This is a genomic window from Streptomyces sp. NBC_01571 (assembly GCF_026339875.1).
Classification (GTDB): Bacteria; Actinomycetota; Actinomycetes; order Streptomycetales; family Streptomycetaceae; genus Streptomyces.
Genome location: NZ_JAPEPZ010000001.1, coordinates 1,237,474 through 1,250,946, shown reverse-complemented (window position 1 = coordinate 1,250,946; position 13,473 = coordinate 1,237,474). Strand labels below are relative to the sequence as shown.

General features: G+C 70.2%; 14 protein-coding genes and 1 pseudogene. 9 read left to right on the top strand and 6 right to left on the bottom strand.

Annotated features, from left to right (window positions below):
• The first annotated feature begins 134 nt into the window (after positions 1-134).
• The 7 genes from OHB41_RS05715 (at position 135) to OHB41_RS05685 (ending at position 6,354) form a co-directional block, all read left to right on the top strand.
• Positions 135-1,310: a 4Fe-4S dicluster domain-containing protein gene (locus OHB41_RS05715; protein ID WP_266696848.1), complete on the top strand. Its 1,176-nt coding sequence runs from the start codon at positions 135-137 to the stop codon at positions 1,308-1,310.
• On the top strand, positions 1,307-1,765 hold the full coding sequence (locus OHB41_RS05710) for a Crp/Fnr family transcriptional regulator (RefSeq protein ID WP_266696847.1): 459 nt from the start codon (positions 1,307-1,309) through the stop codon (positions 1,763-1,765). Before OHB41_RS05715 ends, OHB41_RS05710 begins: the two co-directional genes overlap by 4 nt.
• Positions 1,762-2,580: an FAD/NAD(P)-binding protein gene (locus tag OHB41_RS05705; protein WP_266696846.1), complete on the top strand. Its 819-nt coding sequence runs from the start codon at positions 1,762-1,764 to the stop codon at positions 2,578-2,580. Before OHB41_RS05710 ends, OHB41_RS05705 begins: the two co-directional genes overlap by 4 nt.
• A 1-nt stretch (position 2,581) precedes the next feature.
• Positions 2,582-3,529: an NADH-quinone oxidoreductase subunit B family protein gene (locus OHB41_RS05700; RefSeq protein WP_266696845.1), complete on the top strand. Its 948-nt coding sequence runs from the start codon at positions 2,582-2,584 to the stop codon at positions 3,527-3,529.
• Complete coding sequence (locus OHB41_RS05695) at positions 3,526-4,872, top strand: Ni/Fe hydrogenase subunit alpha (RefSeq protein WP_266696844.1); 1,347 nt, start codon at positions 3,526-3,528, stop codon at positions 4,870-4,872. The genes OHB41_RS05700 and OHB41_RS05695 overlap by 4 nt, the downstream gene beginning before the upstream one ends.
• Positions 4,869-5,375 (top strand): hydrogenase maturation protease, encoded by a 507-nt coding sequence (locus OHB41_RS05690; protein ID WP_266696843.1) that lies wholly within the window; start codon positions 4,869-4,871, stop codon positions 5,373-5,375. The genes OHB41_RS05695 and OHB41_RS05690 overlap by 4 nt, the downstream gene beginning before the upstream one ends.
• 139 nt (positions 5,376-5,514) lie before the next feature.
• Positions 5,515-6,354: a universal stress protein gene (locus OHB41_RS05685; RefSeq protein ID WP_266696842.1), complete on the top strand. Its 840-nt coding sequence runs from the start codon at positions 5,515-5,517 to the stop codon at positions 6,352-6,354.
• A gap of 115 nt (positions 6,355-6,469) precedes the next feature.
• Here OHB41_RS05685 and OHB41_RS05680 read toward each other — a convergent pair whose 3' ends face one another.
• The gene (locus tag OHB41_RS05680; protein WP_266696841.1) at positions 6,470-6,670 is read right to left on the bottom strand and encodes a hypothetical protein; all 201 of its coding nucleotides are present in this window, start codon (positions 6,668-6,670) and stop codon (positions 6,470-6,472) included.
• 729 nt (positions 6,671-7,399) lie between these two features.
• On the opposite strand from OHB41_RS05680, the gene OHB41_RS05675 reads away from it, so the two are divergent.
• Positions 7,400-7,843 (top strand): universal stress protein, encoded by a 444-nt coding sequence (locus OHB41_RS05675; RefSeq protein WP_266696840.1) that lies wholly within the window; start codon positions 7,400-7,402, stop codon positions 7,841-7,843.
• A gap of 108 nt (positions 7,844-7,951) precedes the next feature.
• Here the strand turns inward: OHB41_RS05675 and OHB41_RS05670 are convergent.
• The 3 genes and pseudogenes from OHB41_RS05670 to OHB41_RS05660 form a co-directional block, all read right to left on the bottom strand.
• A pseudogene (locus OHB41_RS05670) lies at positions 7,952-8,131 on the bottom strand (cation-transporting P-type ATPase); the annotation flags it as partial.
• A gap of 146 nt (positions 8,132-8,277) precedes the next feature.
• The gene (locus tag OHB41_RS05665) at positions 8,278-8,736 is read right to left on the bottom strand and encodes a CBS domain-containing protein (protein WP_266696839.1); all 459 of its coding nucleotides are present in this window, start codon (positions 8,734-8,736) and stop codon (positions 8,278-8,280) included.
• Between the two features lie 105 nt (positions 8,737-8,841).
• A complete protein-coding gene (locus OHB41_RS05660) occupies positions 8,842-9,831 on the bottom strand; it encodes an Acg family FMN-binding oxidoreductase (protein WP_266696838.1) in 990 nt (329 codons plus the stop codon).
• A gap of 749 nt (positions 9,832-10,580) precedes the next feature.
• Here OHB41_RS05660 and OHB41_RS05650 point away from each other — a divergent pair.
• Positions 10,581-11,450, top strand: a complete 870-nt coding sequence (locus OHB41_RS05650; protein WP_266696837.1) for a universal stress protein — start codon at positions 10,581-10,583, stop codon at positions 11,448-11,450.
• Positions 11,451-11,706: 256 nt separating this feature from the next.
• On the opposite strand, the gene OHB41_RS05645 is transcribed toward OHB41_RS05650, so the two are convergent.
• Entirely contained in the window at positions 11,707-12,768 is a 1,062-nt protein-coding gene (locus tag OHB41_RS05645) for a CU044_5270 family protein (protein ID WP_266696836.1), read from the bottom strand.
• Positions 12,765-13,403, bottom strand: a complete 639-nt coding sequence (locus tag OHB41_RS05640) for an RNA polymerase sigma factor (protein WP_266696835.1) — start codon at positions 13,401-13,403, stop codon at positions 12,765-12,767. Before OHB41_RS05640 ends, OHB41_RS05645 begins: the two co-directional genes overlap by 4 nt.
• Positions 13,404-13,473: the final 70 nt, after the last annotated feature.

The following is a 13,473-nucleotide window of genomic DNA, read 5'->3' as shown; positions in this document are numbered from 1 at the left end:
TGGCACCCGGAGAAGCACCCGGGCCTGTGGCCCGCTTGGCCGCACCCGCGTGGTGCCGAACCGGAAAATCTGCGTTCGTGGACTGTGTGAGGCAGCGGCGGCGTCCCCCTACGCAGTGCCGAAGGAGAACGGACATGAGTGCGGAGCTCGATGCGAACGCCTGGTCGTCTTCTGCCTCCGAGGGGTCGGCGATGGGGAAAGAGGGCATGGCCGCGCTGGTGCAGGTCTTGAGACGGCGTGGTTTCACTGTGGTCGGACCCACCGTGCGGGACGGTGCGATCGTGCTGGCGGAGCTGGAGTCGGCCGACGAACTGCCGTACGGGTGGGGGGTGGAACTCGAAGCCGGCCGGTACCGACTGCGGGAGCGGACCGACGGTGCCGCCTTCGCGAACGCGGCGGGCCCTCAATCGTGGAAACAGTTCTTGCATCCGGCGAAGCTGCGGCAGTGGCGTGCCGACCGGGTGGGCGAGGAGATGGTGTTCTCGGACGAGGCGCCCTCGATACCGCGGTACGCCTTCCTCGGGGTGCGTCCTTGTGACGCACGGGCCATCGCCATCCAGGACAGGGTGCTCACCGGTGGGATCCACCGTGACTCCGGGTACCTGGGCCGGCGTGCAGGAGCGCTGCTCGTCGCGATCGAATGCACGGAGCCCGGCGGCACCTGCTTCTGCGTGTCCATGGGCGCGGGACCTGCGGCCGCTCCCGGCTGTGATCTGGTGATGACCGAGGTGGTTGATGACGAGGGCCACCGCTTCTGGATCCGGGGCGCCAGCCCGGAAGGCGACGAAATCCTCGCCGAACTGCCTGTCCGTCCGGCCGACCCCGTCACCTGTACGGCGGCTCGCGCGAGTGTTGCCGCCGCTGCGGACCGCATGGGGAGGGCCATGCCTGAGACGGACCTGCGGGAGCTGATGGGCGGGACGCTCGACGCGCCCCGCTGGGACGACGTTGCCGGACGCTGCCTGACGTGTGGCAACTGCACCATGGTGTGTCCCACCTGTTTCTGCACCACGACGGAGGATGTCACCGATCTCTCCGGTGACCACGCGGAGCGGTGGCGGTTGTGGGACTCCTGCTTCGACCTGGACTTCTCCCTTGTGCACGGTGACCCTGTCCGTACGTCCCCGCGCAGCCGGTACCGGCAGTGGATGACCCACAAGCTCGGCACGTGGTACGACCAGTTCGGCTCCTCCGGCTGCGTCGGCTGCGGCCGCTGCATCGTGTGGTGCCCCGTGGGCATCGACATCACCGAGGAGGCCGCCGCCCTGCATGACTGGACGCGGTCCGATACATCCGGGGAGGCACCGTGACCGACCTGCCGCCGCTCCTTGACTTCCTCCCTCTCGTACAGCGTCGGCGATTGCTGTCCGTCGCGCTTGACGTGTCGTTTCCAGTCGGCGCGCGCCTTTTCGACGAGGACGGGGAAGCCGACCGCTTCTGGCTGCTGCGCAGGGGAGAGGTCGCCCTGGACGTCCGTCTTTCCGGCAGACAGCCGGAGGCAGTGGTGGAAACGCTTGGTCCGGGCCAGCTGCTGGGCTGGTCGTGGGTCTGCCCGCCGTACCGCTGGCACCTCGGTGCGCGGGCGGTCACCGGGGTGGAGGCCTTGGAGTTCCCCGCCACCGATGTCTTGGCACTCTGTGCGGCCGATCCGGAACTCGGGTATGCCCTGATGCGCCAGTTCACCGGGGTGGTTGCCGAACGACTGCAAGCCACCCGTATCAGACTGCTGGATCTGTACGCTCCCCAGGGAAGCGGCCCGCGATGAGTGCCGTGACACCGCCGCTGCCGTACCGGGTGGCCGACACCCGGGCGGAGACCGCCGACAGCCGTTCGGTGGAACTGGTTCCGGCCGACCGGGAACTCCCGCCCTTCTCGCCAGGCCAGTTCGCGATGATCTACGCGTTCGGGGTCGGTGAGGTGCCGATCTCCGTGAGCACCCTGTGCGGCCCACACGGGGGCCTTGTACATACCGTACGTGCGGTGGGTGCGGTGTCGACCGCCTTGTACGCACTGCGTCCAGGGGACACCGTGGGGCTGCGCGGGCCGTTCGGAAGCGGCTGGGACCTGGACGCGGCAGCCGGTCAGGACGTGCTCGTGGTCGCCGGCGGCATCGGCCTCGCACCACTGCGACCGGTGGTGCACGCGGTCCTGGACCGGCCGGCCGCCCATGGCCGGCTGGGGATCCTGGTGGGGACCCGTACCCCTGACGACCTGATCTACCGAGAAGACATCGAACGCTGGCGTGACAGAGCCAGGGTGGGCGTGGCAGTCGACCGCCCCGCCCCGCACTGGCAAGGTTCCGTCGGAGCCGTCACCACCCTTCTCGACGCGTTCGCCCTCAGGCCGGACCGGACCCACGCGCTGGTGTGCGGACCCGAGGTGATGATGCGCCACACCGCACGCGTCCTGATGGGGCGAGGCCTTGCCGCCCACCGCGTTCAGGTGTCGTTGGAGCGCAACATGCGTTGTGCCACCGGGCACTGCGGCCACTGCCAGCTCGGGCCGCTGCTGCTGTGTCGGGACGGGCCGGTCGTCGGCTACGACCGCGTGGCACGCCTGCTGGCCGTACGGGAGCTGTGAGATGGGATCCGACCGAGGACCGGCCGTCGACCGGGAGCCGTCCGCCGACGCAGTCCACACCGACCCGGGACACGCCGTCGGCCGACGAGAGGAGGACGACCCGCGGCCGACGCTGGCCGTATGGAAGTTCGCCTCCTGCGACGGGTGCCAGCTGACCCTGCTCGACTGCGAAGACGAACTGCTCGGCCTCACCGAGGATGTGCGCATCGAGCACTTCCTGGAGATGTCCGGCGCAGAGGGCCCCGGCGAAGGACGTGCGAGGCCGGCCGGCCGGGGACCGTACGACCTCTCCCTGGTCGAGGGATCGATTACCACGGCCGACGACGCCGAGCGGATCCAGCACGTCCGGCGTGTCTCCCGGCGGCTGGTGACCATCGGGGCCTGCGCCACCGCCGGGGGGATCCAGGCACTGCGCAACTTCGGGGACGTCGACGAGTTCCGAGCCGCGGTCTATGCCCGCCCGGAGTACATCTCCACGCTGGAGACGTCGACTCCGATCTCGGCACATGTACCGGTCGACTTCGAGCTCAGGGGCTGCCCCATCGACCGGCGCCAGCTCCTCGAAGTCATCACCGCCCACCTGGCAGGACGTAAGCCCCAGATCCCCGCTCACAGCGTCTGCTTCGAGTGCAAGAGACGCGGCAACACGTGCGTCACCGTGGCTCACGGAACTCCCTGCCTGGGCCCTGTCACCCATGCCGGGTGCGGTGCCATCTGCCCCGCCTACGGACGCGGCTGCTACGGATGTTTCGGCCCGACCGATCGGCCCAATCTGCGTTCCATGCTCGGGCAGCTGCGCCACGACGGAATGAGTGAGACCGACATCGAGCGTGTCTTCCGCACCTTCAACGCCGCGTCGCCGGAGTACGCACCTTTGGCCGATCTCGCTGCCGAGGAGCAGGACACTCCCTCGGCGGGAACAGAATCCGACCCGGAGGGGCGCGCATGAGCGATCGGGGGAACCGCGTCCTGAGGCTCGACGCCCTGGCCAGGGTCGAGGGCCAGACCGCCCTGCACCTGCGCGTTCGCCACGAGACGGTCACCGAAACGCGGCTGCGCATCTACGAACCACCCAGGTTCTTCGAGGCATTCCTGATCGGCCGGGGCCACACCGAGCCGCCGGACATCACCGCCCGCATCTGCGGCATCTGCCCTGTCGCCTACCAGATGAGCGCCTGTCAGGCGATCGAGAACGCCTGCGGTGTCACCGTGGACGGGCCGCTCCTGGCGTTGCGCCGCCTGCTGTACTGCGGCGAGTGGATCGAGAGCCACTCCCTGCACATCCACCTGCTCCACGCACCCGACTTCCTCGGCCGGGCGGACGCCATCGAACTCGCCCGCGACCAGCGGCCCGCCGTGGAGCGAGGCCTGCGGATCAAACAGACCGGCAACGCGATCCTCGAACAGCTCGGCGGCCGCCCCATCCACCCGGTCAACGTTCGCGTCGGTGGCTTCTACCGCACGCCGGCGCCCGAAGAACTCCGTCCCTTGGCGGAACGGCTACGGCAGGCCCGCGACGACGCGCTGGAAACCGTCCGCTGGGTGGCGGCGTTCGACTTCCCCGACGCGACAAGTGACCACGACCTGCTCGCGCTGCGCGACCCGGGCCAGTACTCCATCGACTCCGGCACACCGACGGTCATCGCCTCCTGCGGCCGAACGCCGACGCTGGGCGAGTTCCCCGTGTCCGACTTTGAGCGGCACGTTCGCGAAGACCAGGTGGCGCACAGCACCGCACGGACCGCCGTGCTCGACGGCCGCCGCTATCTGACCGGCCCACTTGCCCGGTACGCGATCAGCGGCAGGTGGCTTCACCCGGTGGCGGCCGAGGCCGCTCGGGATGCCGGGCTTGGAGATCCCGCGGCCGGGGACTTCTGCGACAACCCCTTCCGCAGCATCGTCGTACGCGCCGTCGAGGTGGTGCAGGCCATCGAGGAAGCCCTGCGGATCATCCAGGGCTACGAGCGACCGCCGCGGCCCGCCCTTGATGTCTTCCCGCGAAAGGCAACGGGCGCCGGGGCGACGGAGGCCCCCCGCGGACTGCTGTACCACCGCTACGTCCTCGCCGAGGACGGCACGCTGACCGCGGCCCGCATCATCCCGCCCACGGCACAGAACCAGACGGCCATCGAGGAGGACGTACGCCGGGCCGTCCAGACACGGCTGGACCGGCTCGGACCCACAGCCGACGACGAGGAACTGACCCGCCTGTGCGAGCGGGCCATCCGCAACCACGACCCCTGCATCTCCTGTGCCACCCACTTCCTCGACCTGACCGTGGAGCGTGAATGACCGGCCGGGTCGTGGTGATCGGCCTGGGCAATCCCCTGCGGGGTGACGACGGGGTCGGCCCGGCGGTGGTGGAATCCTTGCGAGGCCGTGTTCCCGACGACACCGTACTGGCGGTCGGCGACGGCGAGCCCGGCCGGATGCTCGAACTGTGGCGTGACGCGGACACCGTGGTGGTGGTCGAAGCCCTCCGTGTGTGCCCGGCCAGGCCGGGCGCACTGCACACGCTGACGGCCACGGAGGCGGCACGCGGCACGAGGGGCGCGGCGAGCACACACGCCATGAGCCTGGGGGAGAGCCTTGCCTTGGCGGAAGCCCTCGACCTGCTCCCGCGAAGGGTCGTCGTGCACGGCGTGGAGGTGGCCGGCATGGAACTCGGCACGGGGTTGAGCGAAACAGTGCGGGCGGCTCTCCCCGAGTTGATCGAGCGAGCCGCCGCCTCTGTACGGCACGCCTGCGAGGGGAACTGCCGGCGGCGTGCGCCTGGCACTGCGCGTCTGCTGTGAGCGGCCGCGGCGGGGACGGACCAGGTGGGGGCCCGTATGCCCGTGAAAGAGGCCGAAGGGCCCCTCGTGCTCCGGCGAGGGGAGATGCGACGGTTGACTCGGTCCCATGCGCTGCAAGCGGTGAAAGGCGGTGGGGACGATGGCACTCCCTCTGGTTGTAGGGGTCGACGGATCGGACTCGAGTCTGCTCGCCGTCGACTGGGCCGTGGACGAAGCTGCCCGCCACGGCGTTTCCCTCAGACTCGTCTACGGCTCCCTCTGGCAGCGGTACGAAGTGCCGCCGCCGTTCACCGGCCTGGAACGTCCCGCCGAGCAGGTGCTGGCGGAGCACATCGTGGCCTCCGGAGCGGAACGCGCGGAGCGGCGCAACCCTGAGGTGAAGGTCACGACGGACATCATCCAGGAGGAGGCCGCTGCCGCCCTTGTACGCGAGAGCGACGGCGCGTTCACCCTGGTGACAGGGTCGCGTGGTCGCGGTGAGCTCAAGGGAATGCTGCTCGGGTCCGTCGGCCTGGCTGTGGCGGGCCGGGCCCGTTGCCCTGTGATCGTGGTCCGAGGCGATCGGGCGGGCACGGTCGGGACACATGAGCGGATTCTGCTCGGGCTGGGGGACACCGACACGACCACCGAGGCTGTGCGGTTCGCCTTCCGCGAGGCCGAGGTGCGCGGTTGCGTCCTCGACGTTGTCCGGGCCTGGCGCAGCCCCGTCCATCCCGATGTACCGGCTCATGCTCCGGGGGAGGAATTGTTCGCAACGCTCGGAGAAGCGATCGCCGAGCATCCGCGGGTACGGACGATTCGTACGGCCCTTGAGGGGCCGGCCGGCAAGGTTCTCGTGCGACGATCGGCCGCCGCGGACCTCCTGGTCGTCGGGGCCCGGCACAGGACGGGCCACGTCGGGCTCCAGCTCGGCTGTGTCAACCACATACTGCTGCACCACGCCCAGTGCCCGGTCGCGGTCGTGCCACAGAGGCCGTGACAGCGGGGGGAGGCCCTTTGTCCACGGGGGCGGAAGTCCGCTTCGGCGGTACGTGCCGGCCTTGGCGGAGCCGCCCGAAAGGGACGCGCGCTGTGCGCGGCGTGCCCGTTGTCCCTCATCCGAAGAGACTTTCTACCCGGATCGTCTCGACTCGCCGCCAGGTACCGCCGGGAAGCAGCAGCCAGTCGCCGGCCGTGCCGCGCGCACTCCAGCGGGCCGAGCCGCCGTTCGACCGCTCGGCCGGAACCTGCGACGGCATTCGGGCGCTGCCGCCGGTACGTCCGGTCCGCCGCTCGGCTCGCTTGCGCTTGCTCATTGATCCCCTCCGTCCACAGGCCAGGGCCCTGACAGGCCCAGCATCGCCTCCGAGCTGTTCCGGGCAGTGGGGCCGAACGGCACCCACGTGGACCGGGGGGCCCTACCAGGCCGCTCTGTGACGCGGGAGAGTTGAACGGTATCGGAACCGACGACTCCGGAGCGGAGGCCCGTGCTATGCGGATACCGCACATCCTCGGTTATCGAACCACCGGCCGGTACGACAACCAGGGAGTCGCCCTCGTGGTGCTGTACGTGGCGACGGTGGGTACCGAGGGCGCTGGGTACAGCCACTGTGCACATGCGCGGCGGGCGCAGGTGGCGGGGCACCCTTCGGACACGGGCCGGCTGCCGAGGCAGGCACGCCCGGCGGGTCGCCGTGCCGGTGCCCGATCCGGATTTCAGGCGCTCGGGAGGTGGATCGACCAGCGGGGCGATCACCGGGGCACCGCGCCGGTGGGGGCCTGGCTGCCCCGAGGAGCCCAGGCGACTGTGTGGCGGGACGCCCGACCTGACGTCGCCGCGCGGCCACCGGCCAGGGATCTCGTCGCGACCGCCGGCGCCGCTGCGCTGGGCTTCGCGATCGCAGTCGGTGGCGTTGTGGTCGCGTACGGGACTTGGCGGGCCGCCCGCCGGTCCTTCGACCGCTGCCGCGTGGCCCGGTGGACCCGGGAAGGGGAACGGGGCGGGCCCAACTGGCCAGCGCGCTACGAAAGCTGAGGTGGGACACATGGATATGGATGTCTCCGAGCCGAGGGTGGTGGTCGGTGTCGACGGATCGACGTCCTCGTACGCCGCCCTGCGATGGGCCGTGCGCTACGCGGGACTTGTGGGCGGAACCGTGGACGCGGTCGCCGTATGGGAGTTGCCGGGGCTGTACGGCTGGTCGGCGCCTGCCGTGGACGTGGAGGTCGACGAGGACGATGCCAGGCAGCGGATGCAGAAGGAACTGACCGACGTGCTGGGCGTGGATGCGGCCGGGTCGGTCAGGACACGTTTGGTGCACGGCAACCCTGCCGAGATCCTGCTGCGGGCTGCAGAGGGTGCGGACGCCCTGGTGGTGGGGAGCCGGGGGAGGGGCGCGTTCGCCCGCGCCCTGCTCGGTTCCGTCAGCGAGCGTGTGTCCCAGCACGCGGAATGCCCGGTCGTGATCGTGCGACCCGAGGCACCGTGATCGGAGTCGGGCGCCCGGGACAGCCCTCTTCTTCTGGCACACCAGATGGATCGTGGCCGGATCCCGGGGCCGCTCCAGCCCGTAGGCGAAGAAGGTGATCGCCGAGGAGACGAGTAGTACCACCGCGAAGAGGTCGGTGAACTGTGCGATCAGCCGTTGCCAAAGATGAGCCTGACGCACGCGAGGCAGTTCGTCGCGGCCGTAGCGGGTCGGCCGAGTGGTGGCCTCGCCGTGCGTGAGGCCACGCGGGGAACCGTCGAGGGCGGGGAAGACATCCGAGACGGGCAGGGACTGGACGGTCGGGTCTGACGGGTCGGAGAGACGGGGGGCAGGGGGGGCCGGTGGCCAGAGCCGCGCCGTCCGACGGCGGGCCGGGGTCGGGCCAGCGCGTCGCCCCGGGCGTGCGATACGAGATGGCTTCCCGTTCGACCCCGTCAGGGCTCACCCCGGGCCCCTACCACCGCTGGCGGTCCGGCCTGTTCGTGAAGCACGCTCATGGCGATCGGCCCGAGCAGGTCGGCCAGTCGTCGGAAGACGTCCAGAAGCAGGTCGTCGATCGTCAGTACCCCGGCTACCCGGCCCCCGTCGAGGACCGGGAGACGGCGCACGCCGGTGCGGCGAAACGCGCGGTAGGCCACTTGGAGGTCGTCGGACGCGTCGACCGTGTGCACTCGTGACGACATCACCGCGCCCACGCGTGTCTCCTGGCTCAGCCCGTTGCCCATTCCGCGGACGACGACGTCGCGGTCGGTGACGATGCCACGCAATGTGCCGTCCTCCACGACGAGGACGGAGCCGATGGCGGACTCTGTCATCCGCTGGATCACCTCGAGCAGGGAAACGTTAGGCGCGACGGAGACCGGCGGAGCGGTCATGAGTTCTGAGACCTTCATACAGTCCCTCCTCCTCGTCGTCGGGTTGCCCGTCGTGCGCTGCGGCGCAGGGTACGGCCGCGGGGCCCGCCCGGCCTGCCTCTTCCAGTGCGTCAGACGCCCGCTTCAAAGGATGTCGAGCAGTTCGGCGACCGGTCTCCGCGGGCTGGCGTGGCCTTCGGGGCCGTAGCCGAGCCGGACCACCATCTGCACATGGGCCATGGCCGAGAGAGGGTCACGAGCCGCCCACCTGAGTTCCGGCCATTCCAGAGGCTGGGAGGTGACCGAGGCGACCAACCCGTCAGCCGTGGCCTGGAGCAGAACCCGCTCCAGTGCCTGGCCCGCGCGCAGCCAGTCCGTGGGTCTGTCGCAGGCCGTGCCCAGCAGAGCGATGTGCGGGTTCTCCTCGAATGACACCCAGGCGCGGCCCGGCATCGGTCGGCCGGCCGCGAAGTCGCGTACCGGCACCGTGGTGACGCGTGGGACGGGGCCGAAAGCCTCGACAGGGACGCCTTGGGGTGCTCCTCCGGGGGGTGGCGGTTCCGTTCGCGCCCACTGGGCCGTCTCACCGCGGACGCCTGGGTCCAGAGCCTCCCGGCCCTCGGCATCCTGCACCAGTTCCAAGATGGACCTCACATGCCAGGCGCCGGGGAACAGCAGCTGAGCGCCTTCGACGTGGGCCGCTTCGCACAGTCGCTCCATCAGGGCGGTGGGGATTTCCTCGTCACGGAAAGGCAGACGGCTGGAATGACGGCGGGAAATTGCCGGGTGCAGTGGGATGAGCGTCTCGTCGGGTGGTGCGGAGCCGCGCAGGTCCACTTCGGCGAGCAAGTCTGTATGGCCCGGGTCGGGCAGCAGGCGGAGGACCGGCCCCAGCCCCGCCGCCGCGGCGGCCACACGCAGATTGAAGAGCGCGGCGCCGCAGCCGAGATGCAGGCCGCGCCCGTCCGGGTCGGTGCGCGGCAGGGATCGCTCCAGGTCGGAGTAGAGGCGCAGGTCGGCGTCCGCGCGCACGAAGCGGAACCGCCATGGCTGTGCGTTGTGCAGCGAGGGCGCAGCCGCGGCCGCCGCAACGAGTGCGGATACGGTGTCCCTGTCCAGAGGCTGTGTGGTCACGGTGGCTTCCCTTCGCTGCTGGGTGTGCCGACCTCGGCCATGGGAGCCCGTCTTCACTCGGACTTCGGGCCGAGGTTCTCGCTCGGAACGCCTTCTCCAGCCTGTGCGCCGACCTCACCCCATGACATGGGCCGACTGGGTCCGAAGCGGGGCCGAGTGGACTTCCCATGTCCTCCGCTCACGCCCCGGACTCCGCACGCCGGAATCGACGGAACTGCGGGCGTGGTGCAGCACACCTTGGTTGACCGAGCGCAGCAGCATGCCCGTGAAGCCTCAGTGACCCAGGGTCCCCACCACCGCACCACCGGCGGGTCGCTGCTGCGGTCGGTCAGCGTTGCGGTGGCCGCCCGGGCGCCTTGCCCGGTCTTCGTGGACCGTGGTGGGGAACAGAACCGGCAGGGCTTCGGACGGGTACTGGGCGGTGTCGGCACCCCACCACGACCGCGGAAGGCATCGACGAGTCGTCCGTCTTTGGACTCCCATCCCGCGTTTCGGGGGCCGGGGAGGTCGCCCGCGTGCGGCGGCGGGCGAGCCTGTTCAGGCAAAGGATGGAACGGGACAGGTCACATGCAAGACCTTCGGCATCGGGGACACAGGTTTGCCGGCCCATGCTCTCGTGTGGCCGGAGCGTGAATGTGCGCTCGGTCCACGCATTACCGAAAGGGCCATGGCTGAGGAGTTCTTTGGCGATACTGGGGTCATTTGTCGCGTTTTATTCCCCATGACGGCATGAGGCGGCAGGAGGAGCGATGAAGAACACCGCTGTACGCAATGAGGTGATCGTCGGGATCGACCCGCGCGAGCGGCCCGATCCGGTGCTCGCCTGGGCGGTCGACGAGGCTGTCCGTAGGCGGCTGCCCCTGCGACTGGTGGTGGCGGTGCCGCCCCTGCCCGGAGGACAGCACATCGACACACCCTGGCGTCGCACGATGCTCCGGGCCCAGGGGGAAAACGCGCTCGCCGAGGCGGCCGCCGCAGTTGAGGCGCTGCACGCGGACGTACCTCTGGCGACGGAACTGCTCGACGGCATGCCATACGCGGTGCTCTGCCAGATGGCGGCGCAGGCCCGGATCATCGTCGTCGGGTCTCGTCGGCTCAGCCGGCCGGAGGAGCTCTTCAGCGGGGACTCGGTGGCGGTTCCGGTCAGCGCCAAGGCGGACTGCCCGGTAGTCGTGGTCAGGGGGCCGGAGCATGCGGGCGAGCGGCATCCTTATCTCGTGGTAGGAGTCGACGGCAGCGAACCTTCCGGAGCCGCCGTCGAGTTCGCTGTGGAAGAGGCCGCGCTGCATGGCGCTGAGCTGCGGGCGGTGTGGGTGTGGCGGCGGCCCGTTGTGCCCTTCGGTGACGAGGCGGTGGGGCTTGGAGAGCGGCGACGCATCCTGTCCGAGACAGTGGCGGGATGGGCGGAGCAATACCCCGATGTGAAGATCACCCGTGAAGTGCTTCGCGGCCACCCGGTGGAGGAACTGGCTCTCGCTTCGGTCGGCGCCCGTCTGGTCGTCGTCGGCAGGCACGGGCGCGGGGGGTACTCCGGAATGAGACTGGGGTCGGTGGTGCATGGCCTGCTGCACCGGGCGGAATGCCCGGTGATCACCGTGCCCGAGTCCCCGCACGGCTGAGCCGGGAACGGGCCGACGATTGAACCGAACCGGGCGGAGAACTCGTGTCGCCTCGCCGGACCGGCCCTGTTCAGGCACACCGGTGCCACCACCTCACCTGCGTGGCTGTGGCCCTTCGCCACCGACGAGCCCTTGCCGCCCGTCGGACGACGGTGCCTCTCCTCAAGCCCGGCCGTGTTGGCGCCGGTTGGGGGATGAGGGCCGCCCGGCTGCTGAGTGGTGGTCAGCGGCCGGGCGGTTGGGATGGTGCGTGGGGTCAGGCGCGGGCGCCTGCGGGCAGGTCGCCGATCTTGTTCACGACGGCGCGGGAGAGTATCGCGCTGGTGCCGGTGAGCATGCCTGCCTTGCCCTCCGGGGTGTCCTTGACGAGGTAGCTGCGCTCGCCGAGGAACAGGTGGGTGTTGCGGTCGAAGATGTATTCGGTGCGTTCGCCGTTGGAGACGTGGGCGATGGCTTCGCCGTGGCGGCCGGCCGCGTCGGTGGCGTCCTTGACGAGGACGACGCCGGGGATCTTCGCGGCGGCCCGCCAGATCGCGGAGGCCACGTTTCCGGGGACGATCGACTCGGACACGGTGTCGCCGACCCAGTTGAACGCGGCCGCGTCCTTGCCGGGGGCCTGGCCGCGGGTGGCGGTGTAGATCTGCTTCAGCAGGGTGTCGGGGTTGGTGGACAGGGAGGCGATCTGGGGGACGGTGCCCGGCCTCGGGGGCTGCGCTGCTGCGTGGGGGTTGACGATGCCGGGGCCGCTGTTGTGGATGGTGGTGTTCTGGCCGCCCTCGTGGATGAGGCCGTTCTTGGAGGGGTCGGCGGCCAGCCACACCTGGCGCTGGTGGACGGCGTCGAGCTTGGCCGGGCCGCCGATGGTGCGCTGCTTGACCTGGTGGGTGAAGCCGACCTTGCTCTTGACGTAGATGAACTGGTGGGCGCCGACGGTCGGGGTCTTCTGCTTGCCGGCCGCGTCCGCGACCTGGCTGAGGAAAGCGGTGGCGCCGTGGGCCGAGGCGGGCTGCACGGTGATGACCGATGACATCGCCACACTGTCGTCAGTGGGTCCGGTGCCGGAGCCGGTGACGCTGACGGCGACGGCCGCGGCGACAGCCAGTGCCGCGGCGGGGGCGGCGATCAGGCTCCAGCGCGGCATGCCGCGCTTGGCTGCGGGAGACGGCTGCGTCTGCGCGCCGGTCTGGGTGACTTCCTGCATCAGATATTCCTCGAGACGTTGAGACCGGGCGGGAGAGAGACCTGGTGTGCCGGGGCGCGGCAGCAGGTGGGACAGCTCCTGGCGCTCGACCTCGTGACCGTGCTTCGGAGCGTTCATCGGGCTTTCTCCTGTATCGACCGGACCGCGGGTGTGCGGTCGCCCTGTATCTGTCGGACGGGTGCGGGGGGTTCCACTCTTTTTTTCCCGCGCTTCAGTTCCTGCTCGGTCAGTTTGAGCAGACGCCCCCGTGCGCGGGACAGGCGGGAGCGGACGGTGCCGACCGGGATGCCCAGGGCCTCGGCGGCCGCGGCGTAGCTGAGGTCGGACCAGACGCACAGCATGAACACGTCGCGGTCCCCGCGGCGCAGCCTGCCCACCGCCGCTCTGGCGGCGGCGAGTCTTTCACCGTCGTCGATGCGATCGGCGACTTCGTCGGCGAAGTCCGGGACCGTCTCCGGTGTGGGGAAGCGGGCCAGGGTCTGCTGGTGTTTGCGCGCCGCGCGGCCGCGGTTGCGCAGGACGTTGGTGGCGATGCCGTAGACCCAGGGGCGGACGCTGTCGTCGCCCTCCTCCAGCCGCTCCCGCAGCCGCCACACTTCCAGGAACGTCAACGACACGGCGTCCTCGGCCGCCGACCAGTCACCCGTGGCCCGGTAGGCGTGGGCGTAGATCGCCTGGCCCAGTTCCTGGTACAGCTGGCGGAAGGCTTCTGGATCGCCGGCTCGCAGACGAGCTCGCAAGGATTGCTTCACGCAGGTACCTGTCGGTTGTACCGGGCCAGTTCCCGTGAGGTGGGTCACAGCCAGGTGAGGCGCAGCAGGA

Excerpts from the sequence above, each read along its gene's own strand:
- OHB41_RS05715 (WP_266696848.1), top strand. The coding sequence starts at position 135 with ATGAGTGCGGAGCTCGATGCGAACGCCTGGTCGTCTTCTGCCTCCGAG.
- OHB41_RS05705 (WP_266696846.1), top strand. The coding sequence starts at position 1,762 with ATGAGTGCCGTGACACCGCCGCTGCCGTACCGGGTGGCCGACACCCGG.
- OHB41_RS05700 (WP_266696845.1), top strand. The coding sequence starts at position 2,582 with ATGGGATCCGACCGAGGACCGGCCGTCGACCGGGAGCCGTCCGCCGAC.
- OHB41_RS05695 (WP_266696844.1), top strand. The coding sequence starts at position 3,526 with ATGAGCGATCGGGGGAACCGCGTCCTGAGGCTCGACGCCCTGGCCAGG.
- OHB41_RS05690 (WP_266696843.1), top strand. The coding sequence starts at position 4,869 with ATGACCGGCCGGGTCGTGGTGATCGGCCTGGGCAATCCCCTGCGGGGT.
- OHB41_RS05685 (WP_266696842.1), top strand. The coding sequence starts at position 5,515 with ATGGCACTCCCTCTGGTTGTAGGGGTCGACGGATCGGACTCGAGTCTG.
- OHB41_RS05680 (WP_266696841.1), bottom strand. The coding sequence starts at position 6,670 with ATGAGCAAGCGCAAGCGAGCCGAGCGGCGGACCGGACGTACCGGCGGC.
- OHB41_RS05675 (WP_266696840.1), top strand. The coding sequence starts at position 7,400 with ATGGATATGGATGTCTCCGAGCCGAGGGTGGTGGTCGGTGTCGACGGA.
- OHB41_RS05665 (WP_266696839.1), bottom strand. The coding sequence starts at position 8,736 with ATGAAGGTCTCAGAACTCATGACCGCTCCGCCGGTCTCCGTCGCGCCT.
- OHB41_RS05650 (WP_266696837.1), top strand. The coding sequence starts at position 10,581 with ATGAAGAACACCGCTGTACGCAATGAGGTGATCGTCGGGATCGACCCG.
- OHB41_RS05645 (WP_266696836.1), bottom strand. The coding sequence starts at position 12,768 with ATGAACGCTCCGAAGCACGGTCACGAGGTCGAGCGCCAGGAGCTGTCC.